Consider the following 21,496-nt stretch of genomic DNA (forward strand, 5'->3'; position numbering starts at 1 on the left):
GTCCTGAGCCAGGATCAAACTCTCCAAACAATGTCTGAAGAAAATCCCGACAGACACCACACACCGTGGTGCCAATCAAAGGAACCATCCCCACACCCCACAGGGCGTGGAAGACGGAGGTAATGCATATTCATGCACTGGCTTTTAACACACTGTTGAGTTCTCAAGAAACGGACGCGTACACCATCACCCAGACCAGCAGGCCCAAGCTCCGGGGCTTCCATCTCGTTCACTTATGTCCTCTACTTTAGCGGATCCGCTTGACCGGGAGCAAATCGCGCCGTTACCGGCACTTGACTTCCAGCCACCCGAACCCACTAGCATTCGGACCGCCCCGTCTCCAGGGCAACCCCTCTAACTTACCCAACCCCACCGAGCGACGCAAACGACGCTTGGTAGATCTTCAAGATAGAGGGAGCCGACACACCCTGACCTGCACAAACCCGCGCGCGAGCCACCCGAAGGTGGTCAGTGCGGGGATGTTTGGCCGGGCGGTGCCGACAACAAAAGATTAGCAGTTCCCCGACAGCCCTCGATCCATTCCGGGCAAGCACCAAGGAAAAGCTTCCGATCCTGGAGGGAACATACCTACAGCAAGCGGTACGACCCCAGCGTTCCCCACGACACGAGGCCACGCGTGAACGATCGAGCGGTACCCCGGGCACTGGTCATGCTGCTTCTCACGGCGGCGGCCGTCATCGTGCTCGCCGGAATCAAGGCCATCGACTCGATCGTGGGCCCCGTCGTGCTGGCCCTGGTGCTCACCATCGCCGTATCGCCCATCAGGAGCTGGCTCACCCGCAGACGCGCCCCCGGCTGGCTGGTGGTCCTGGTCCCGCTCTCCGTGGTGCTCGTGGTGCTGCTCGGCATGGTGGCCACCCTCACCGCCGCCGTGGTGCAGATGGCGGTGCTGCTGCCGGGCTACGCACCGCAGTTCGACAAGCTCGTCGCCGACGCGCAGAAGTGGGCCGCCGGGCACGGCATCGCCCCCCAGGTCAACAAGGCCCTCCAATCCCTCGATCCCGGCAAGATCTTCGAGTTCGCCCAGGGGTTGCTGTCCAGCGTGCTCGGCGTCGTATCGAGCCTCTTCCTCGTCGTCGTCCTCCTGCTGGCGATGAGCCTGGACGCGCCGGTCCTCTCCCGCGTCATGTCGGCCGCGGCGGCGGAGCGGCCGACGCTGACCAGGGCGTTGACGACGTTCGCCCACAAGACGCGCCGCTACATCCTCGTCTCCACGATCTTCGGCCTGGTCTGCGCGGCACTCGACGTGGTGGCGCTCTATCTCCTGCAGGTGCCGCTTCCCCTCCTGTGGGGGGTGCTGGCGCTGATCACGAACTACATCCCGAACATCGGGTTCGTGATCGGGCTGGTGCCGCCCGCGCTGCTCGGGCTGCTCGCCGGGGGTGTCAAGACCATGCTCCTGGTGATCGCCGCCTACGTGCTGATCAACGTCGTGGTCCAGTCGTTCATCCAGCCGAAGTTCCTCGGCGACGCGGTGGGGCTGACGACGTCCGTCACCTTCCTCTCCCTGATCATCTGGGCGATGGTGCTCGGCCCGCTCGGCGCTCTGCTCGCTATCCCGCTGACCTTGCTCACCCGTGCCCTGCTCATCGACAGCGACCCCGGGGCCAAGTGGTCGGCCGCGCTCATCTCGGGGGAGATACCAGCGGACCGGCCACGCTCGTAAGCTGGCAGGATGTGCCCGGCAACGACCCCAGACCGTACGACCGACAGGTACGTCGAATGGGCCCCGCCCCCCGCCCTCGCCGGCCGGGTGGCGTGCCTGTGGGCGCGGGAGGCGGGCGGCGCGCGGGTTCAGCGGGTCGTCCCGGACGGCTGCGTCGACCTCATCTGGGGTCCCGAGGGGGCGTACGTCGCCGGCCCGGACACCACCGCGTTCCTCGCCCCGATGCGGGCGGGCGAGCGGCTCACCGCCCTGCGGTTCCGTCCCGGCGCGGTCGGCGATGTGTTCGGGGTGCCCGTGGAGGAGCTGCGCGACCGGCGGGTGTCGCTGGCCGACCTGCCCGGCATGGAACCGCGCGGGCCCGGAGACATCCAGCGCGTGGTGGCGGCACGGTTTCGCGAGAGCGCCGAGCCCGACGCGTCCGTCCCCGCGGTGATGCGTGCGCTGCGGCAGGGGACGACGGTCGGCCGGGTGGCCTGGGATCTGGGGTTGAGCGAGAGGCAGCTCAACCGGCGATGCCGGGCGGCGTTCGGGTACGGCCCGAAGATCCTGCAGCGGGTCGTCCGCTTCCAGCGGGCGCTGGCGCTGGCCAGGTCGGGGGTGCGGCCGGCGGATGTCGCCGCGGCGTGCGGGTACGCCGACCAGGCGCACATGGCGAACGACGTCCGGCGCCTGGCCGGGACGTCGCTCGGCCACCTGCTCGGCGGCAACGCCGCCTGATCGGAGGGCGTCCCGGCGGCCGCGACCCCGGAGGACGTTCCGGCGGCCGTGACCCCGGAAGGCGTCCCGGCGGCCGCCGTCGGCTTCAGTACAGCAGGTGTTCCCGGCCGGCTTCGCCGAAGCTCTTTCTCAGCGACGAGCGGTCGGCGTCGGTCAGGGGGACGTAACGGGGTTCCCTGCCGGGCCGCCGGAACACCGGGTCGGCGCAGTCCCATCGCTCCCGGCGCAGTCCGGTCTTGTCCACCTTGTTCGTCGAGGTCAGGGGCATGGCCGGCGTCAGCCGCACGTATCTGGGCGCCCATTTGGTCCCCAGGTCCGGCTGCTCGGCGAGGAAGGCGGCGAAGTCCGCCGGGTCGAAGGGGCCGGCGAGTTCCAGGGCGGCCATCACCTGGTCGCCGGTGCGCGCGTCGGGTACGGCGTACACCGCGCACATGACCACGGGGGCGTACCGCGCCAGGATGCGCTCGACCGGCGCGGCGGCGAAATTCTCGCCGTCCACGCGGAGCCAGTCGGCGTCCCGGCCGGCGAAGTAGAAGTATCCGTCCTCGTCGCGGTAGCCGAGGTCGCCGCTCCAATACCACCCGTCGCGCAGCCGGCGGGCCTCGGCCTCGGGGTTGTTGTAGTAGCCCTCGAAGGTCGCGCCGCGCCGGACGATCTCGCCGATCGCCTCGTGCGCGTTGACGAGCCGGCCCGTCTCGTCGAAGGCGGCCCTCGGGCATTCGAGTCCGGTGACCGGGTCGTGGACGGCGACGTCCATGCCGGGGCGCGGGAGGCCGAGGGCGTCCGGCGGGGTGCCCGGCACCTTGTTGATCGCGATGGCGCCCTCGCTGGATCCGTACCCCTCGATGACGCGGCATCCGAAGCGGCGGCCGAATTCCGTCATGTCGCGGGCGGAGGCCTCGGTGCCGAAGGCGGTGGCCAGCGGGTTGTCGCCGTCGTCGGGGCGTTCGGGGACGGCGAGGATGTAGGCGAGCGCCCGTCCCACGTAGTTGAAGTACGTGACCCCGTATCTCCGGACGTCGGGCAGGAAGCCCGAGGCGCTGAACCGCCGGCGCAGCGCGACCGTCGCGCCCGCGTGCGCCGCCATGGCGAGGTTGGCCATCACGGCGTTGCCATGGAACAGCGGCATCGCGACGTACGTGACCGAGTCGCGCCCGATGCCGAAGGCGACTCCGTGGGCGGCGATGTCCGCCAGGCGGCCCTGGGAGCAGATGACCGCCTTGGGGGCGCCGGTGGAGCCGGAGGTGAAGAGCAGGAGCAGCGGATCGCCCTCCCCCGGCGCCGTTTGCGGTCCGGGCGGGGATTTCGCCGGCGCGGGGAGTACGGCGAGGGCGGGCGCGTCGGCGAGCAGCACGGGCAGTCCGAGGTCGAGGCCTTGGAGAAGGCCGGCCTGCTCGGTGCCGGTCACCAGGAACAGGCAGTCGGTGTGCCGGATGTCGGCGGCGAGCTCGGCCCCGCGCCTGGTCGGGTTGATGCCCACGACGGCGGCGCCGGCGAGCGCGGCGCCGAGGATCCAGAAGACGTACTCGGGGACGTTGTCCAGCAGGACGCCGACGTGGAAGGGGCGGTCGGGGTCGCGCAGGGCGAGCGCCAGGTCTGCCCGCTTCCGTGCCTGGTGGACGACCTGCGCCCATGTGTAGGTCTCGTCCTCGAACAGGAGGCCGGCGTGCCCGTCGTGGGCACGTGCCTCCACGATCTCCGCGAAGGTCGCCACCCACCGATTTTGAGCAAGCGCTTGGTGTGCGTCAACGGGGCGGGGCCGCCCACCTGGATCCGCTCAGGCCGACGCCCCGACCGGCGACGGAGACGACTCCTTGACCGGGGCGGCGTCCAGGCCCATCGTCCTCCGCCTGCCCCACGGCAGGGCGGCGACGAGCACCGGCAGCAGCACGGCCGAACTCATCGCCCACGTCGAGTGCAGCCTCCACCAGGTATCGGTGTCGAACTGCGTGAGGTACATGTACCCGACTCCCGCCCACGTGGAGACGCCGATGATCACCGGCCAGGCGAAGCGCGTCGGCCGGGCCACGAGGAACGGCATGAACCACATGAGGTACTGCGCGCCGAGGCGCGGGGTGACGACCATGAACGCGAGCAGCAGCGCCGTGGTCAGGTCGATCGGGTCGGCCCTGCGCCACAGGAAGCCGACGATCAGCAGCGTGATGTAGATCGCCCACTGCCCGTAGCGGGCGAGGTCGGCGTCGAGGGTCCAGTCGCCGCCGACGCGGAGCGCCGTCCATCCCCACTCGCCGATGATCGGCCGTACGTCGCCGATGGTCTGGATGACCTTGGGAAGCTGGGCCAGCGACGTTCCCGCGCCGATGGGCAGGGTGACCAGGAAGAAGATCGGCGCCACGCCGGTGGCGAAGAACGCGTAGGCGCGGGCACGCAGGTCGGGCAGGAAGAGCAGCATGCCGGGGACCAGCCAGATCGGCCAGCTCTTGGCGCACAGCGCCAGGCCCATCAGCAGGCCCGCGAGGATCGCGTTGCGCACCGGGCGCGAGACGCGGGCGTTCCGCGCGACGATGAACGCGGCCACGCCGAACAGCAGCGAGACCGGCTCCACCTGCCCGTGCACGCAGGCGACCAGCACCGCGAGGGGGTTGCAGGCGTACTGGAAGGCGCGCAGACCGGCGTCCTTCCCGCCCGCCAGCTTGCCGACGAGCGGGATCAGGACGATGTCACAGACCACGGTGACGAGGCGACCGGCGATCTCCCACGGGATGTGCAACCACAGCAGCAGCCCGTAGACGTACGGGATCGTCGGCAGGAAGTGCCAGCCGCCGTTGCTCTCCAGCACGGGGTCCCTGTGGGCGAGGATCGCCATGCCCGCAGGCTTGAAGCTTTCCATGAAGTCCACCGGCTGCCAGGTGTCGATCACCGAAAGCCACATGATGAGCAGGCGGACCCCGATGCCCACCGCGAGAGCGACGGCGAGGGACGGTCTCCAGCCCTTCCATTGGGCGACGATCGCCAGCACGACACCTGTGACGAGGACGGACCCCGTGAGTATTGCGTAGTCCATGACGCTCACTAGCCTGCCGGAACGCCGGCCAAACCGGCCACTCGGGGACGAAAATTGCCATCATCTACACAGAATCATTCACTTAAAGAAGTGTTTTGACTCCGTTATGTGACGGTCAAGATCCCCGGCCCGTCAAGGCAGTGAGTTCAGGTACGCGCGGTGGTTGGCCGAGAACTCCGATCCGTTGTACTTGTCCCAGTTGATCGACCAGGTCATCAGGCCGCGCAGGGCCGGGTAGACCCCTCGTGGCCGGTAGGAACCGCAGTTGGTCCCCTTCGCCAGGCAGTCGAAGGCCTTCTGGACCTCGCCCACCGTGGTGAAGCCGTTCCCGGCGTACGGCGCGGCGGGCAGGCCGATGGCGACCTGGTCCGGGCGCAGCGGCGGGAAGAAGGCGGCGGCGTTCCCCTGCACGGGGAAGCCCGCGAGCAGCATGTCGGTCATGGCGATGTGGAAGTCCGCCGTGCCCATGGTGTGCCACTGGTCGTCCAGGCCGGTGATCGGCCCGGAGTTGTAGTCCTGCACGTGGAGCAGTGTCAGGTCGTCGCGCAGGGCGTGGATCACCGGCAGGTAGGCCCCCGAGCGCGGGTCGGCCCCGCCGGTCCCCGGGCCGTAGAACTTGTAGCCCAGCTGGACGAAGAACGTCTCCGGGGCCATGGTGAGCACGAACTTCGATCCGTACTTCGCCTTGAGGGTCCTCAGCGCCGAGATCAGGTTCACCACGACGGGCGTGGTGGGGTTCCTGAAGTCGGTGTCCCCGGCGTTCAGCGACAGCGAGTGGCCCTCGAAGTCGATGTCGAGCCCGTCGAGGCCGTACCTGTCGATGATCGCGCCGACCGAGCTGACGAACTTGTCGCGGGCCGCGGTGGTGGTGAGCTGCACCTGGCCGTTCTGGCCGCCGATCGAGATGAGCACCTTCTTGCCGGCCGCCTGCTTGGCGCGGATGGCGGCGGTGAAGTCCGCGTCGCTCTCGACGTTCGGGCATTCCGCGGCCGCGCACCTGGTGAACCTGATGTCGCCGGAGGTGACGGAGGTCGGCTCGCCGAAGGCGAGGTCGATGACGTCCCAGGCGTCCGGCACGTCGCTCATCCGCATGTAGCCGGATCCGTTGGCGAACGACGCGTGCAGGTACCCGACCATGACCCGCTTGGGGAGGTTTCCCGACGGCGGTGGCGGGTCGCCGGACGGCGTGGCCGGCACCTCGGCCGATCTGGCCGACTCCCCCGCCGCGTTCACGGCGCTGACGGCGAACCGGTAGGTGGTGCCGGCGGTGAGCCCGGTGGCGGTGTAGGAGGTGGCGGCGGTCGTGCCGGCCCTGGTCCCGTCCCGGTAGACGTTGTAGGAGGTGGCACCGGTCGACGGCGACCAGGTCAGCGAGACGCTCGACGGGGTGGTGCCGGTGACGGCGAGCCCGGCGGGAGTGGCGGGGACCTGGGTGCCGCCGCCGTCGCCGGGCGGGCCGTCGAGGACCACGTCGTCGGCGTCGTACGCGCCCGCGCCGTACCAGCCGTTGAGGTAGATCGTCACCGAGGTGGTGGACGCCCCTGTGGTGAACGACGTGCCGAGCTGGGCCCAGCCGGAGCCGGGGGTGCCCCAGGTGCTGACGTCGGTGGTGCCGGTGCCGAGCGCGCCGAGGAAGACGTAGCTGCCGCGCACCCAGGCCGACAGCGTGTACGACGAAGAGGGCTTCACCTTCACGGTCTGGGAGCAGCGGGCGTAGTCGGCGCCGCCGGGGGTGGCCTCCAGGGCGGAGGTGCCCGAGTGGACGGGATTCGTCACCGTCCTGGCGGTCGAGCCGCACGTCCAGCCGGTCAGGCCGCTCTCGAAGCCGGGGTTGGCGGCGATGTTGGCGGCCAGGGCGGCGGTCGCGGGCAGCACGGCCGCGCCGAGGGCGAGGAGGGCAGTCGCGGTGGCGGATCGGGCGAACCGGGTGAGCGTTCCCGCGCGGCCGGTCATCCGGCGTACCCCGCGAAGATCTTGGAGAACTCGTAGGGCGACTGCGCGATGTTGGTGCACATGTAGAGGGCTCCGTTGCAGGCGTTGCGGTCGCGGGTCATCTCCCAGAAGGCGAGCTCGCCGAGGTGCTTGCCCTTGGCGAACGTCACCAGCTGCCGGGCGTCGGCCTGGTCGTAGACGTGGCCGTCGTCGTTCTGGCTGAGCATCGGGGTGACGCCGACCATGCGCCACACCTGGGCGTCGGACCTGCCGGGGTACAGCGACCTGAGCTGGCCGAAGGTGCTCTGGGCGGCCTGGACGGCGGCGTCCCCGTAGTCGGCGGACCGGTAGTAGTCCATCGCCATGACGTTGACGACGTCGATGTCCACCCCGGTGTCCCGGGCGGACTTCACCACGTTCAGCCCGTCGGTGGTGAGGCCCTCGGGCAGGACCGGCAGGGTCAGGGAGACCTTCAGGCCGGGATTGGCCTGCTGCAGTCCGGCGATCGCCTGCGACCTGCGGGTCACCGAGGCCGTCTCGGCCGTCGCCGAGCCCTCGACGTCGAAGAAGGCGGCCTTCATGGTGGTGATGCCGGGGGTGGGCCAGGAGCCCATGTCGACGTACGGCGCGTGGTACAGCGATCCGGCTCCGCCGCCGGGCGGAGGAGTGGGGGTGGTGTCGGTGATCGTGAACTGGGCGTTGTAGCCGGTGTCCCAGCTCGAGGTTCTGGTGAAGACGGCGGTGTCGGCGTAGGCCGGCCCGGGGACGGCGAGCGCCGCGGTGGCGGCGAGCACCGCCGCCGCGGCGGCCGCGAGGGGCCAGGAGGCGGGGCGCGATCTCATGACACAACCTCTCGGGGGGTGAAGGGCCGAGGTCGCGGACCCCGCACCCCGGGGCGGGCCGGGATGCGGGGGGTGGTGCGTACGACCCGCACGACGCTTGGGGGGTCGGGCCGTGCGGGCCGTACGGTCCAGGGGGCGGTTGGTGTGCTCGCGCGGGTCAGAAACCCGCGGTGATCGAGGTGAACTGCCAGTCGCTCTGGGCGATGCCGCTGCAGTTGGACTGCACGCCGCCGCCGGGGCAGCCGCGGTCGCGGTTCACCGACCAGAAGGCGAGCCTGGCCAGGCCCTTCGACTTGGCCCAGTCGCGGATCTGGGTCCAGATCGCCGGGGTGGTGTTCTCCTGCTGGTCGGACAGGCCGTTCATGCCCGAGATGCCCATGTGGGCGTACGCGGTGGCGTCCGACCAGCCGAAGGCGGACTTCAGGGCGTTCTTCAGGCCTTCGGCCGCGTTGACGGTGTTCTGGTACATGTTCGCGCCGCCGCCGAAGTCGAACGGCATGATCGTGAACACGTCGATGTTGGCGCCGAGCGCGGCGGCCTGGTTGATCAGGCGGGTGCCGTAGTAGGTGGGACCGCTGGTGCCGGTGCCGAAGGTGACGATCGTCTTGATGCCGGGGTTGTTCTGCTTGACGATCTTCAAGGCGTTCAGGATGCGGTCCTGGACGGCCTCGTTCTCGAACTCGTCGCTGTTCTCGATGTCGATGTCGATGGCCTTCAGGTTGTAGGCGCTGATGACCTGCTGGTAGGCGCCCGCCAGAGCCTGCGGGGTGGAGCAGTTCGGGCCGAGCTTGTTGCCGCTCCAGCCGCCGAACGACGGGACGACGTCACCGCCGGCCGCCTTGATCTGCGCGATCGTGGAGGCGTCCACGCCGCCGGTGAGCGGGCGGGTGCCGTCCCAGGCCGGGGTGCAGCCGCCGCCCGAGAGCACGAACGCCATGGTGAACCACTTGATGCCGGTCGCGCTCATGACGGTGTTCGGGCTCGGGGGGTTGCCCCAGCCGAGGTACAGGTACGGGGCGCCGCTGCCGCCGGGGGGCGGGTTGGTGCACCCGCTGGTGGTGGCGGTCACCGAGCCGCTGGCGGCCGACTCTCCGGCCGAGTTGTACGCCTTGACGGTGTAGGTGTGGGTCGTGCAGGTGCCGAGCGAGCCGATCGTGGCCGAGGTGCCGGTGACCGTGGCCTGCGCCGCCGAGCCCTCGTACACCCGGTAGCCGGTCACGGTTCCGCTGGAGGCCGACCAGGACAGCGAGATCGAGGAGTTGGAGGTGCCGGTCACGGTGGGGGTGCCGGGCGTGCCCGGGGCGCCGGGGTTGGTGGTGCCGCCGGAGCAGGAGGCGCCGTTGATCGTGCAGTTGACCGGGGCGCCGAAGTTGCCGGGGCTGCCGTTGAAGCCGAAGCTGGTGCTCGCGCCGGCGGCCAGGGTCGGGGCCCAGCCGGGGTTGGTGAAGGTGTAGTGCTGACCGCTCCTGGTCATGACCGCGTCCCAGGAGGTGGTCACGGAGAAGCCGGCGGGCAGGTCGAAGGCGACGGTCCAGCCGTTGAGAGCGCTGGAGGTGCCGTTGGTGATCGTGTACTTGCCTTCGAAGCCGCTCCCCCAGTCCTGCGGCTTGGTGAAGGTCGCGGTCACCGAGGCCGCCGAGGCGGTCCCCGTCGTGGCGACCAGGGTGGCCGCCGCGGCCACCAGAGCCGCGACGAACAGGCGGACAAATCGCATGGAAACTCCTCTTTCTGCCGGCGCGGCGGATGGATGCGGCGCCGGAGGTCAGAAGGGTCGGCGTGGCGGTTGGCGCCGGGAGGAGCACGAGGGCACGGGGCGTGGCGTGTGGCATGGCGGTGCCGTCGTGAAAGGGGCGCATGTACGTCCGGGAGGGACGAGGAGAGGACGGAGGCGGGAAAGGAGGCTCACGCCGTTCGTTTCCGCATTTCAGATGGGTTGCGACTGGGGAGGAGGACGGGGCACGGACGCCTCCGTTGGCCATTTCTTTTAGGAAAGTTTCCTAAGAGTTGTCGCGATCGTAGCCCCGCCGCCGCCCGCCCACAAGACCCAAACTCCGCCCTTTTCCCGCAGGCAGACCCGCCCTGACAGCCGCTGACCCGCTGGTCTACCCCTCTGCCTGGAGACATATGGTTCGGGCCGAATCCTGCGCTCCCCGGCTCAGGCGGCACCCGTCACGCAGAACGGATGCGATGCCCCGGTATAACGTGGTGTACCCCTCGGATCCCTGGAGCTCGGCGGCATGTTCTTCGGCATCACCAACATCTGGGCCTACGCGGCAGGCGCCTTTCTGATCATCCTGCTTCCCGGCCCCAACTCGCTGTACGTGCTGACGACGGGGATCCGGCGCGGCGTGCGGACCGGCTACCGCGCGGCGGCGGGGGTCTTCATCGGCGACACGCTGCTGATGGTGCTGTCGGCCGCGGGGGTCGCGTCGCTGCTGCACTCCAACCCGCTGCTGTTCACCGTGGTGAAGTACGCCGGGGCGGCCTACCTGGCGTGGATCGGGTTCGGCATGATCCGCTCGGCGGTGAGGTCGTGGCGCGGCGCCGGCACGGAGGACGAGCCGGCGCAGGCGTCCGTCGACCTGGCCGACCCCTTCAGGAAGGCCTTGACGATCAGCCTCCTCAACCCGAAGGCGATCCTCTTCTTCATCTCGTTCTTCGTGCAGTTCGTGGACCCGCACTACGGCGCGCCGGCGCTGTCGTTCCTGATCCTCGGCGCGATCTGCCAGCTGTTCAGCATGGCGTACCTCTCCACGCTGATCTTCGGCGGCGTCTACCTGTCCGCGCAGTTCCGGCGGCGGCGCAGGCTCTCGGCGGGCCTGACGTCGGGTGTGGGGGCGCTGTTCCTGGGCTTCGGCGTGAAGCTGGCCACCGCGAGCCTGAGCTGAGCGGGCTCCCGGCTATTTCTCGTTGGCCTTCAGCGCCACGCTGACCAGCGACAGGAACATCTCGGCGTCGGTGCGATCCTCGATCTCGACCTTGATCCACCCGACGTTGTGCCCCGGTGTCACCCGGTGGGAGTCGGCGAGGACCCGGGCCCATCGGTCGATGACCGGCGCGGTGAGCAGAAGCTCGGCGGTGTGGTCACCGGACATACGGATGATCTCCCGGCCCCGGGCGCGGAAACGGATCGACTTTCGGGTGCGGCTGACCACCAGGTCGGGCCAGCGTGTGAGCTGAACGGCGACATCGGCTACGCACTCGGCCGACCGGTCGTGTGCGCGCGAGAGCACTGCCATACCTTCATCGTCCCGGTCCGCTCCCCATCCGGAAACCCACCGTTCCCGAACCGTTATCCAATGTTCAACCGATACAGGGCAGAGGCGGCAAGAGCAGCTCAATCGGTTGATCCAGTAAAAGGATCTTTTTCCCGCCGTATGCCCTTGACCTGCCCATTAGGTAACGTTGGGCCGACTGAGAACTATCTGGCATTTCGGGCAAGTTTCGGCAATCCCATCTCAGGGTAGGCGCCGAAGCTTTAGCGTCGGTCTTCCGCCGCCGTCCATGGGAGAAGTATGAATCACCCGCCCTTCACCCTCCCGAGGATGACCGCACTGCTGAAGCAGGCCGTCCCCAAGGTCCTCGAAGGCGTCGTGGCACCGCTGGCCGTCTTCTACGCCGCCCTCGCGGTGCTCGGCCTGGACGGAGCGCTGATCACCGCGGTGGCGTGGGTGTACGCCGGAGTGCTGTGGCGGGTGGTGCGCCGCCGTCCCGTGCCGGGCACGATGGTGCTCGCGGCCATCGCCATCACCGCGCGGGCGGCGCTCGGCTGGTGGACGGGCAGCGCGGTCGTCTACTTCCTGCAACCGGAGCTCGGCACGATCTGCATCAGCATGGCCTTCCTCGCCTCCGTGCGGCTGAACCGGCCGCTGGTGCAGAAACTCACCCTCGACTACATCCACCTGCCCTCGGCCCTGCTGCGGCACGAGCGGATGCGGCGGTTCTTCGCCCGCATCACGCTGCTGTGGGCGTTCGTGCTGCTGGCCAACTCCACGGTGAGCATCTGGTTGCTGCTGCACCAGTCGATCGGCACCTACCTGCTGGTGCGCACCTCCGTGGTCGCGGCGATCAGCTGCGCGGCGGTCGGCGTCTCGATCTACGCCTTCCGCCGGGTGCTGCGCCGCATGCACACCGACTCGCCCGCCGCGGCCATCACGACCGGTCCGGCCGCCGGGTAGGCGTCAGCCGTCCGAGCCCGGACCGGCACCCAGGGATTCGGCGTTGCCCAGGAGCTTAGTGAGCACCGACATGAAGTGGCGGCGCTCCTCGTCGGTGACGCCGGACAGGAGATGTCCGTGGAGGCGGGCGAACTCCTCCTCCATCGGCTTCTTGACCTCCCGCCCTCTCTCGGTCAGGTAGAGGCGGACCAGGCGGTTGTCGGCGTCGTCGCGGCGGCGCGTCACCAGGCCCGCCGTCTCCATGCGCTGCGCCATCTTGACGACGGTGGGGGTCGTCACCCGCATGAGCCCGGCGAGCTCGCCCGGCGTGCGCCCGTCACGCTCCCAGAGGGCCTCCAGCAGGAGGTTCTGGCCGAGCCGGACGCCGTGGCGCTGTACGGCCGCCTCGGCGGCGGCGCGCGTCGCCTTCGACACCCGCGTGAACAGGACCATGAGCTCGTCTCTCATGGTGTCAGGGTAACTGCGCGGCTAATCGTTCGACGGCTAACGCTCGTGGGCCGCGCCTCCTCCGGCTCCGTGTCCGATATGGGCAAGGATGGTGACGTTTACGCCCCAAGCGGGGTGTTCGCATCACGGAGAGGACGAACATGGGGTGCGCACTTGTCACCGGGGCCTCACGCGGGCTCGGCGCGGTCATCGCCGAGCGGCTCGCCGCCGACGGCTGGAAGGTGGTCGTGAACTACGCCAACGACACGGCGGGGGCGACGGCGGTGGCCGAGCGCATCGGCGAGGCGGCCTACGTGTCGCGGTTCGACGTGACGGACGAGGAGGCCGTACGGCGGGGCGTGGCCGACATCCGCGCGAACGCCGGCCCGATCAGCGTGATCGTCAACAACGCCACCGGACCGCAGCCGATGATGCCGCTGGAGAAGCAGACCTGGGAGGACCATCTCGACCAGTTGCGGTTCTTCGTCAAGGCGCCGCTGCTGCTCCTGCAGGCCGTGCTCCCGGACCTGCGTGCCGCCGGCGGCGGGCGCGTCATCAACGTCGGCAGCGAGGTGACCGACCTCGGCAACCCGGAGTTCGGTCACTACGTCTCGGCCAAGGCCGCCATGCACGGCCTGACCCGCTCCTGGGCGCGGGAGCTCGGCCCCCTCGGCATCACGGTCAACACCGTGGAGCCCGGGTGGATCCCGGTGGAGCGCCATGCGGGCGACGACACCAGCGGGTACGTGGCGGGCGTGCCCCTCGGTCACATGGGCGTCCCCGCCGACGTGGCCGAGGCCGTCGCCTTCCTCGCCTCCCCCGGCGCGAAGTTCGTCACCGGCCAGCGCCTGGCGGTCAACGGCGGCAACACCATGACCTGACCGCCGATCCATTTCATCAACCGTTGATTTCATCAGTTGATGAGTTTACGCTGGGGTCATCGAGGGAGGGACTCCCCCTCCACTGGAGTGCCGCAGGAGGGCGGGGCGATGGCGAAGCCTCGGGACGACGGCCGGACGGCGGGCGCGGAAGCGGCGGGCCGTCCGCTGATCCTGAAGTTCCACGACATGACGGCCGAGAGCTTTCCCCTGGTCGGGGGCAAGGGAGCCAACCTCGGCGTGCTCACGCGGGCCGGGTTCCCCGTCCCTCCCGGCTGCTGCCTGACCACCGAGGCGTACCGCCGGGTGGCCGGGAACGCGGGCCTGGACGACGTGCTCGAAGCCCTCGCCCGCACCGCTCCCGGCGACACCGCGGCGCTCGCCGAGCTGGCCGGCCGCGCCCGCGGCCTGGTCCTCGCCGCGCCCGTCCCCAGCGACGTCGCGCGAGCGGTGCGGGAGTGCGCGGAGGGCGCGGTCGCCGTACGCTCGTCGGCCACCGCCGAGGACCTGCCGGACGCCAGCTTCGCCGGGCAGCAGGACACCTATCTCAACGTGGTGGGCGCCGACGCGGTGCTCGACGCGGTCCGCCGGTGCTGGGCCTCGCTGTGGACCGACCGGGCGGTCGCCTACCGGGCGGTCAACGGCATCGACCACGCCGCCGTCCGCCTGGCCGTCGTCATCCAGCGGATGGTGCCGGCCGAGGTCGCCGGGGTCATGTTCACCGCCAACCCCGTCACCGGCCGCCGCCACGAGAGCGTGATCGACGCCGGACCCGGGCTCGGCGAGGCGGTGGTCTCGGGGGCCGTCAACCCCGACCACTTCGTGGTGAGCCCTTCGATGAAGATCACGGCGCGGCGGCTCGGCGACAAGCTGGTCGCCATCCGTCCCCTTCCCGGTGGCGGCACCGAGCGGATCAGCCGTCCCGGCGACGACCGTCCGAGCGCGTGCGTCACCGACCAGCAGGTGGTCGCGCTGGCCCGGCTCGGCGCCCGGGTCGAGGCGCACTACGGGGCGCCACAGGACATCGAGTGGGCCATCGACTCCTCCGGCACCCTCTGGCTCACCCAGGCACGGCCGATCACCACGCTGTATCCGCTGCCCGACGGGCCCGACGGCCTGCGGGTCTACTTCTGCTTCAGCCTGGCGCAGGGCCTGCACCGGCCCATCACGCCGCTGGGGATCTCGGCGTTCCGGACGATCGCCGGCTCGGCGCTCAGGCTCTACGGCGCGCCGTCCGCCACCGGGCCGGACGGCGCGCTCCCGGTCGTCGAGGCCGGCATGCGGATCTTCGGTGACGTGACCGGCCTGCTGCGCAGCCGCGCCGGCCGTGCCGTCCTCCCCCGGATGCTCGACATCATGGAGGCGCGGTCGGCGGTCGTGCTCCGCGGGCTGTTCGCCGACCCGCGGCTGCGCGTGACGCGGCGCTCGCCGCTGCCCGCCCTGCGCAGGACGCTCAGGCTGGCGATGAGGTATCGCATCCCCGTCAGGATCGCGCAGGCTCTGGCGCGCCCGGCGAGCGCGCACCGGCGCATCGCCCAGGCCGGCGAACGGCTGCGCGCGCGGCTGGTCCTGCCGCCGGGCGCCAGCGCCGCGCAGCGGCTCGACCACGTGGAGCGGGTCCTCGGCTCGCGGCTCGTGCCGGTGATCCCCACGGTCGTCCCCGGGCCGGCCGCCGCCCTCCTCATGCTGGGACTGGCCGGTCGCCTGCTGAAGGGACGGACGCGTCCCGGCGAGCTGCTCACCGTGCTGCGCGGCCTGCCGCACAACGTCACCACCGAGATGGACCTCGCCCTGTGGCACGCCGCCACCCGCGTCCGCGAGGACGCGGAATCGGTGCGCGCCCTGTCCGGCCCGTCCCTGCCCGAGGGCCCGCTGCCGGAGGTGCTGCGCGCGGAACTTTCGGGGTTCCTCGCCCGGTACGGCCACCGGGCCGTGGCGGAGATCGACCTCGGCATGCCGCGATGGTCGGACGACCCCTCCCACGTGCTCGGCGTGCTGGCCAACTACCTGCGGCTCGACGACCGCGCCCTGGCCCCGGACGCGCAGTTCGCGCGTGGCGCCGAGGAGGCGGAGGCGATGATCGCGACCCTGGCCCGCCGGGCCGGCGGGATGCGCGGCATGCTCGTGCGCTTCGCCCTGCGCCGTGTGCGGGAGCTCGCCGGGTACCGCGAGATGCCCAAGAACTACCTCATCGTCACCCTGGCCGCGATGCGCGAGCACGTCCTCGCGGTGGGCCGCGAGCTCGCCGCCGATGGGCTGCTCGACGCCGCCGACGACGTCGTCATGCTGGGCCTCGGCGAGATCAGGGCGGCGCTCGGCGGCGCCGACCAGCGCGACCTCGTGCGGCGGCGGCGCGAGACGTACCAGCGCGAACTGCGGCGCCGGCACGTGCCGCGGGTGCTGCTGTCCGACGGCACCGAGCCCGAGGCGGTGGGCGGGGCCGCGCCGGCCGAAGGCGCTCTGACCGGTACGTCCGCCTCACCGGGGACGGTGACCGGCGTGGCCCGGGTGGTGCTCGACCCGGTCGGCGCGCACCTCGAACCCGGGGAGATCCTCGTCGCCCCGTCCACCGACCCCGGCTGGACGCCCCTCTTCCTCACCGCCGGCGGCCTGGTCATGGAGATGGGCGGGGCGAACTCCCACGGCGCCGTGGTGGCCCGCGAGTACGGCATCCCCGCCGTGGTCGGCGTCCCGGACGCCACCTCGCGGATCACCACGGGTCAGAAGATCACCGTGGACGGCACCGCCGGCGCCGTCATCGCCGAGGAACCGGCTCGCTGACGCCGTCCGCGGCGGGGCGGGGCGACGGGAAGAGCCTGGCGGGCAGGAGACGGGTCAGCGCTCCCGAACGCCCGGCGAGCAGCGGGCCCGCGATCGCGAGCACGAACACGTACCCCGCGATGAAGGGGCCGAGCCGGTCGTCCAGTCCGGCGCTCAGCGCGAGCGTGGCCAGGACCAGCGCGAACTCCCCGCGCGACAGGACGGTGAGCCCGATGTTGACGGCCTGCTGCCTGCCGTGGTCGTGCAGGCGGGCCGCGACGGCCCCCGCGATGACGTTCAGCACGAGGGTCAGCGCGACCGCCGCGAGGACGGGCAGCACGACCGGCCCGAGGTCGCCAGGGGCGATCGACAGGCCGAACGCGAAGAAGAACAGCGCGGCGAACGCGTCGCGCAGCGGGTGGACCAGTGTGCGGATCCGTCCCGCGGCCTTCGTGCTCGCCAGGATGAGGCCGACCATGAAGGCGCCGATGGCGTCCGAGACGCCGAGCTTCTCGGCCACTCCGGCGGTGAGCACGGCGAGGCCGGTGAACAGCACGACGAGAAGCTCGTCGTCCCGGGTCTCCACCAGTTTCCGGACGAGGCGGGAGCCCCAGCGGGCGACGGCGGTCAGCGCGATCAGGAACGCGAACGCCTTGCCGGCGGCCAGGACGGCCTCGCCCCCGCTGCTCGCGCCGCCCATGATCGGCTGCAGGAGGGCGAGGTAGAGCGCGAGGAAGATGTCCTCCACGACGATGACCCCGAGGATCAGGCGGCTCTCGGGGTTGCCCAGCCGGCCCAGCTCGACGAGCAGCTTGGTGACGATCGCGGACGAGGAGATGCCGATCACGCCGGCCAGCAGCAGCGCCTCCCTGCTCCCCCAGCCGAGGGCGAACCCGAAGGCGAGGCCGCCGCCGACGTTCAGCAGCAGGTACAGCCCGCCTGCGGCGAGCAGCCGGCCGCCGCCCTGGACGATGTCGTCGAGTGAGAACTCCAGGCCCAGGTAGAAGAGCAGGAAGATCAACCCGAGCGTGGCGACGACCTTGAGGTCGGTGGGGTCCTGCACGAGGGCGAGGCCCGGGGTGTGCGGGCCGAAGATGATGCCCGCGAGCATGAACAGTGGAATGGTCGGCAGGCCGATCCTGCTGCCGAGCCGGGCGACGACCCCCGCGGCCAGGAAGGATCCGCCGAGGGCGACGAGCTCGTCAGCCGGTGCCATGGTGCCTCCCCTCGCGGGTGAAGAGGGGCAGCGTGCGGGCGTGTCGGTCGATCATCGAAACCTCCTGGGCCGATCCGGCCGTGCCACACCTCCTCGCGACCTCCTGGTGGCGAGGGGCGGGCCGGTCTGTGCGGACGTCACGTCACTGGATGCCGATCGGAGCCGCGGGAGGCGCGCGGGGACGGGACGGCCGGTGGGAGACCGGGCCGGGAGGGGAGGTCTCGTGGACGACGGTCGTCCACGCCGGCGCCGTACGTCGCGGCGCGCCGGGCGTGGGCGGCGTGCCGGCCGGGATGGTCCGGGGCGGCGCCGGCGGCGCCGCCGTGACCAGGAGCGGGTGGTCGACGGCCGTGATGTCCGGAGCGCGGTGGTGGAGCGCCGCCGGAGGCGGGCTCGGCAGGCCCGCGGTGGCGAGGACGCCGACGAGCGACACGAGGGTCGCGAACACGAAAAGGGGGAGGGCTTTTGGCATGGCGATCGCGTTCGATCGTCCCTTCAAGCGCCCGGTCCCCTCTCTTCGGCGGCAGTCAAATTGTACATTTCACCGCAAATCCGCTCCAAAAGGGCGAACGGGGGCTAGGCGACCAAGCGCTTCAGCAGCGCGCGCGTGCGGACGGCGTCCTCGCCGGAGAGGAAGGTCCCGGCGGCGAAGTCGGTCACGCCGATCTCGCCGAGCGCCTCGATCTGGGCGGCGACCTCGTCCTCGTCGCCCACGATGGCGACGTCGGCCGGGCCTCCCGCGCCCTCCCGGTCGAGCATCGCCCGGTACGACGGCAGCGAGCCGTAGACGGCGAAGACCTCGCTCGCGCGGGCCCTGGCGGCGTCCTTGTCGTCGGTCACGCCGACCGGGAGCGCGCAGACGACGCGGGGCGCGGGGCGCCCGGCGGCTCGCGCGGCCTCGGTGATCGACGGGACCACGTGCTCGGCGATGGTCTTCGGGCCCGTCATCCACAGGACGGTGCCGTCGGCCACCTCGCCGGCCAGGCGCAGCATGCGGGGGGCCAGCGCCGCGATCAGCACCGGGACGTCGGCGACGCGCGGGGTGGTGAGGCCGATGCGCCCCCTGAGGGTCTCGCCGTCGAAGTCCGCCTGCTCGCCGCGCAGCAGGGGCAGCAGCACCGAGAGGTACTCCCGCATGTGCCGGGCCGGCTTGTCGTAGCTGTACCCGTACATGTTCTCGATGACGATCCGGTGCGACAGGCCGATGCCGAGGGCGAGCCGTCCGCCGAGGGCCGTGCTGGTCGTGAGGGCCTGCTGGGCGAGGACCGCGGGGTGGCGCGGGTAGGTCGGCACGACGGCCGTGCCCAGTTCGATGCCCGGCACGCGGCTTCCGGCGGCGGCGAGCGCGGTCAGCGCGTCGAGACCGAAGATGTTGGAGACCCAGGCCGAGGCGAAGCCGTCCTCCGCCGTCCGGGCGATCCGCTCTTCGAGCTTGGCGATGGCGTCCGGCCCGGAGGGCTCGTTGAGGTACAACCCGATGCGCATGGTCACCGACCTTACAGAATCAAATTCTAGTTGGCGTCCCAATGGTACGCGTGTGCCGCGAGCAGCCGAACCTTCACCCCTAGCGGGACCATCGCGGACCTCGCCGTGAGAGGATCCTTGCCGAGAAGTCGCCCTCCGGGCACCCGATGTCGTCGGGAAGGCACGGGACAACCGCGGCGGCGGGGCAGTATTTTGAGGCAAGCTCGCACGGTCCGGCTCCCGTCCTGCGGTGTGGAGGCAAGCACCGACGATGACGTCGAACACGACGGCGATGGGCCGTGCCCCGGAGCGCAACGAAGCGGCGGCCTCGCTCGCCTGGCTGACCGGCGCCCTCGGCCTCGCCGGCGGCGCACGCCCCGGTCCCGTCGCCGAGGCGTGGGCGGAGATCCGCGAGCGGATGCGGCGGCCGTACGACCCGGTGCTCCCGCCCTCGGCGGGCTGGACCTCCGACCCCTGGCTCGCCCGCGGCCCGGGCACCTGGAACCCTCCCGAACCGCTGGACGAGTGGCCGTCGTACGACGTCACCTCCCTGGTGGAGTCCTTTCGCGCCACGGCCGTACGCACCCGGCCGCACAGGCCGCCGTCCGTCGCCCAGTCCGGCCGCGGCGCGGCCGTCGGCGAGTTCACCCGCATGCGGGACACCCGCACGGTCCCGGCCGAACACGTGCGCGCGTGGCTCACCTCCGCGGTCGGGCCGCTGTTACGGGAGGTCATGCTCACGCCCGACGACTCCCCCGGCGACCTCGCCGATCTGGCCGCCGAACGTCTCTCGATCCCCCGGCAGATCAACCTCCCGGTTTCGTGGGCTCTGGCCAACCAGTTCGCCGAAAGGCACCTGGACCTGCTCTACAACCTCACGACCTCGGCCGACGGCCGCCTGTCGTTCCGCGGGGCGGCCGACATCAGGACCGGCCAGGGCGAGGGCTGGCGTGAGCACTGGGCATGGCTCAGCCGCGACCTCCCCCTGCCGGAGATGCGCGAGGCGCTGCGGCTGGCGGCGCGTCTCATGCGCTGCGATCCCGTCGTCGAGGCGCTGCGGCGGACCGCGGGCTCCGACGACCCCCACCTCAGGGCGCTCGCGCCGGCCGTCGCGCGGCGCTGGCTTCTGACCCTGAAGGCGATGGCCTGGCTCGAGGACGCCACCCGGGAGACCTGGACCCACCTGCGTCCGCAGGACCTCGCCTGCTTCGCCTTCAACGCCGCCAAACCCGACTGGCCCCGCCGCGCCGTCGGCGTCAGCCACCGCTCGGGAGACGCCAAGGCGGTGCTGGCCCGCACGGAGCTCTGGGCGTCCGGCGGGTGCGCCATCGACGCGACCTGCGTCCCCTCCTGGGAGACCAACACCGGGATGATGTGGGGGCTGTTCAGCACGACCCCGGCGGTCGTCCGGCTGCGCTCCCCCCGGTACCAGGAGTCGGTCTGGTGCCTGAGGGAAGCGGAGCTGACTCGCCACCTGGTCGAACGGGCGGACTTCCTGGCGGAGCGGTGGGTGCTCGACGTCGACCTGCTGGACCTGCGCCTCCTGGACGACTCCTACTCCACCTGGACCCGGCCCCCGCGCGAGCCCTTCCCCTCCGCCTCCGGGCCGCGCCGGGAGCCGCCCGCGTTCCCGCCGCCGCATGAGGTGTGGACGCCGCGCCCGATGCCCGCCTGGGAGACGGCCATGCTGCGGGCCGGCGCGGCGCTGCGGGTGATCAACACGATCATGGCCGGCGCCGACCTGACCAACCGGTTCGTCGCCCAGTTCCTCCTCGGCGACACCGACTTCCCCGGCCCCGCCCCCATGAACAGCCCGGGCGGCTGGCACGACTACCGGGCGATATTCCGCGAGCTCCAGGCGGTCTGCGACCCCGGCGCCACGGCCGCGGCGGTGCGGTTGCCGTCCGGTTACAGCGCCGAGCAGATGGCGCTGGACCTGGAGATGCTGGACCGCATGCCGGATCTGGGCGACGGCGCGGCCGCGCTCGAGGACGTGCTGGTGGCCTACGAATTCCTCCGCACCGAGTGGCCGTGCCGGGCGGCCGGGCGGCGGGGGGCGGTCCTGGCGATCGACTGCCGTCCGCTGTCGGGAGAACGGTGGACGCCGGACGAGACGCTGTCCCTGCACCGGGGCCTGCTCGCCGTACGGACGCCCGTGCCGGTCTGGCTCATCCAGTCCGCCGGGCAGGAGGTCGAACGCTGGCCCGTCGCGGGCGACCCTCCGATCTTCACCGAGCACGTCCCCGGGCAGTTCTCCTGGATGCGGGAGACCGCGCTCGGCCGCGACGAGGCCCGGTCGCTCTTCCCCACCGTCTCCGGCCTCGACCTCTCCCCCGCACTCCGCGACAGGTGCGCGCGGCACGGATGACGT

At 71.2% G+C, this 21,496-nt stretch carries 17 protein-coding genes; 7 read left to right on the forward strand and 10 right to left on the reverse strand.

Annotated features, from left to right (window positions below):
- The first annotated feature begins 637 nt into the window (after positions 1 to 637).
- Both KIK05_RS25580 and KIK05_RS25585 read left to right on the forward strand, forming a co-directional pair.
- Positions 638 to 1,687, forward strand: a complete 1,050-nt coding sequence (locus KIK05_RS25580; RefSeq protein ID WP_308250110.1) for an AI-2E family transporter — start codon at positions 638 to 640, stop codon at positions 1,685 to 1,687.
- A 9-nt stretch (positions 1,688 to 1,696) separates the two neighbouring features.
- Entirely contained in the window at positions 1,697 to 2,404 is a 708-nt protein-coding gene (locus KIK05_RS25585) for a helix-turn-helix transcriptional regulator (RefSeq protein WP_214413385.1), read from the forward strand.
- Between the two features lie 85 nt (positions 2,405 to 2,489).
- Here KIK05_RS25585 and KIK05_RS25590 read toward each other — a convergent pair whose 3' ends face one another.
- From KIK05_RS25590 to KIK05_RS25610, 5 genes are all read right to left on the reverse strand, one after another.
- On the reverse strand, positions 2,490 to 4,118 hold the full coding sequence (locus KIK05_RS25590) for an AMP-binding protein (RefSeq protein ID WP_214413386.1): 1,629 nt from the start codon (positions 4,116 to 4,118) through the stop codon (positions 2,490 to 2,492).
- A 63-nt stretch (positions 4,119 to 4,181) separates the two neighbouring features.
- Positions 4,182 to 5,429 (reverse strand): putative hexosyltransferase, encoded by a 1,248-nt coding sequence (locus tag KIK05_RS25595; protein WP_250563441.1) that lies wholly within the window; start codon positions 5,427 to 5,429, stop codon positions 4,182 to 4,184.
- 132 nt (positions 5,430 to 5,561) lie between these two features.
- Entirely contained in the window at positions 5,562 to 7,382 is a 1,821-nt protein-coding gene (locus KIK05_RS25600) for a chitinase (RefSeq protein WP_214413387.1), read from the reverse strand.
- Positions 7,379 to 8,203 carry a glycoside hydrolase family 18 protein gene (locus KIK05_RS25605; protein WP_214413388.1) on the reverse strand — a complete coding sequence of 275 codons (825 nt, stop codon included), beginning with the start codon at positions 8,201 to 8,203 and terminating at the stop codon, positions 7,379 to 7,381. Before KIK05_RS25605 ends, KIK05_RS25600 begins: the two co-directional genes overlap by 4 nt.
- Positions 8,204 to 8,360: 157 nt before the next feature.
- Positions 8,361 to 9,917, reverse strand: a complete 1,557-nt coding sequence (locus KIK05_RS25610) for a cellulose binding domain-containing protein (RefSeq protein ID WP_214413389.1) — start codon at positions 9,915 to 9,917, stop codon at positions 8,361 to 8,363.
- Between the two features lie 523 nt (positions 9,918 to 10,440).
- On the opposite strand from KIK05_RS25610, the gene leuE reads away from it, so the two are divergent.
- A complete protein-coding gene (leuE, locus tag KIK05_RS25615; protein ID WP_214413390.1) occupies positions 10,441 to 11,091 on the forward strand; it encodes a leucine efflux protein LeuE in 651 nt (216 codons plus the stop codon).
- 12 nt (positions 11,092 to 11,103) lie between these two features.
- Here the strand turns inward: leuE and KIK05_RS25620 are convergent, their stop codons facing one another.
- Entirely contained in the window at positions 11,104 to 11,442 is a 339-nt protein-coding gene (locus KIK05_RS25620; protein ID WP_214413391.1) for a luciferase domain-containing protein, read from the reverse strand.
- A gap of 306 nt (positions 11,443 to 11,748) precedes the next feature.
- Between KIK05_RS25620 and KIK05_RS25625 the strand changes: the two genes are divergently transcribed.
- A complete protein-coding gene (locus KIK05_RS25625; RefSeq protein WP_250563442.1) occupies positions 11,749 to 12,381 on the forward strand; it encodes a VC0807 family protein in 633 nt (210 codons plus the stop codon).
- A 3-nt stretch (positions 12,382 to 12,384) separates the two neighbouring features.
- On the opposite strand, the gene KIK05_RS25630 is transcribed toward KIK05_RS25625, so the two are convergent.
- Positions 12,385 to 12,828 carry a MarR family winged helix-turn-helix transcriptional regulator gene (locus KIK05_RS25630; RefSeq protein ID WP_214413393.1) on the reverse strand — a complete coding sequence of 148 codons (444 nt, stop codon included), beginning with the start codon at positions 12,826 to 12,828 and terminating at the stop codon, positions 12,385 to 12,387.
- Positions 12,829 to 12,968: 140 nt separating this feature from the next.
- Here KIK05_RS25630 and KIK05_RS25635 point away from each other — a divergent pair, with 140 nt between their 5' ends.
- Entirely contained in the window at positions 12,969 to 13,688 is a 720-nt protein-coding gene (locus tag KIK05_RS25635; RefSeq protein ID WP_214413394.1) for an SDR family oxidoreductase, read from the forward strand.
- 108 nt (positions 13,689 to 13,796) lie between these two features.
- On the forward strand, positions 13,797 to 16,466 hold the full coding sequence (locus tag KIK05_RS25640) for a PEP/pyruvate-binding domain-containing protein (RefSeq protein WP_214413395.1): 2,670 nt from the start codon (positions 13,797 to 13,799) through the stop codon (positions 16,464 to 16,466).
- Here KIK05_RS25640 and KIK05_RS25645 read toward each other — a convergent pair.
- The 3 genes from KIK05_RS25645 to KIK05_RS25655 form a co-directional block, all read right to left on the reverse strand.
- Complete coding sequence (locus tag KIK05_RS25645) at positions 16,441 to 17,661, reverse strand: cation:proton antiporter (protein WP_214413396.1); 1,221 nt, start codon at positions 17,659 to 17,661, stop codon at positions 16,441 to 16,443. The two genes, KIK05_RS25640 and KIK05_RS25645, sit on opposite strands and share 26 nt — an antisense overlap.
- Before the next feature lie 142 nt (positions 17,662 to 17,803).
- On the reverse strand, positions 17,804 to 18,133 hold the full coding sequence (locus tag KIK05_RS25650; protein ID WP_214413397.1) for a hypothetical protein: 330 nt from the start codon (positions 18,131 to 18,133) through the stop codon (positions 17,804 to 17,806).
- A gap of 104 nt (positions 18,134 to 18,237) precedes the next feature.
- On the reverse strand, positions 18,238 to 19,146 hold the full coding sequence (locus KIK05_RS25655; RefSeq protein WP_214413398.1) for a TIGR03564 family F420-dependent LLM class oxidoreductase: 909 nt from the start codon (positions 19,144 to 19,146) through the stop codon (positions 18,238 to 18,240).
- A gap of 250 nt (positions 19,147 to 19,396) precedes the next feature.
- On the opposite strand from KIK05_RS25655, the gene KIK05_RS25660 reads away from it, so the two are divergent.
- Positions 19,397 to 21,493, forward strand: coding sequence for a hypothetical protein (locus KIK05_RS25660; protein ID WP_214413399.1), 2,097 nt, complete (start codon positions 19,397 to 19,399; stop codon positions 21,491 to 21,493).
- Positions 21,494 to 21,496: the final 3 nt, after the last annotated feature.

The sequence above is a fragment of the Sphaerisporangium fuscum genome, assembly GCF_018531465.1.
GTDB classification, from domain to species: domain Bacteria; phylum Actinomycetota; class Actinomycetes; order Streptosporangiales; family Streptosporangiaceae; genus Sphaerisporangium; species Sphaerisporangium fuscum.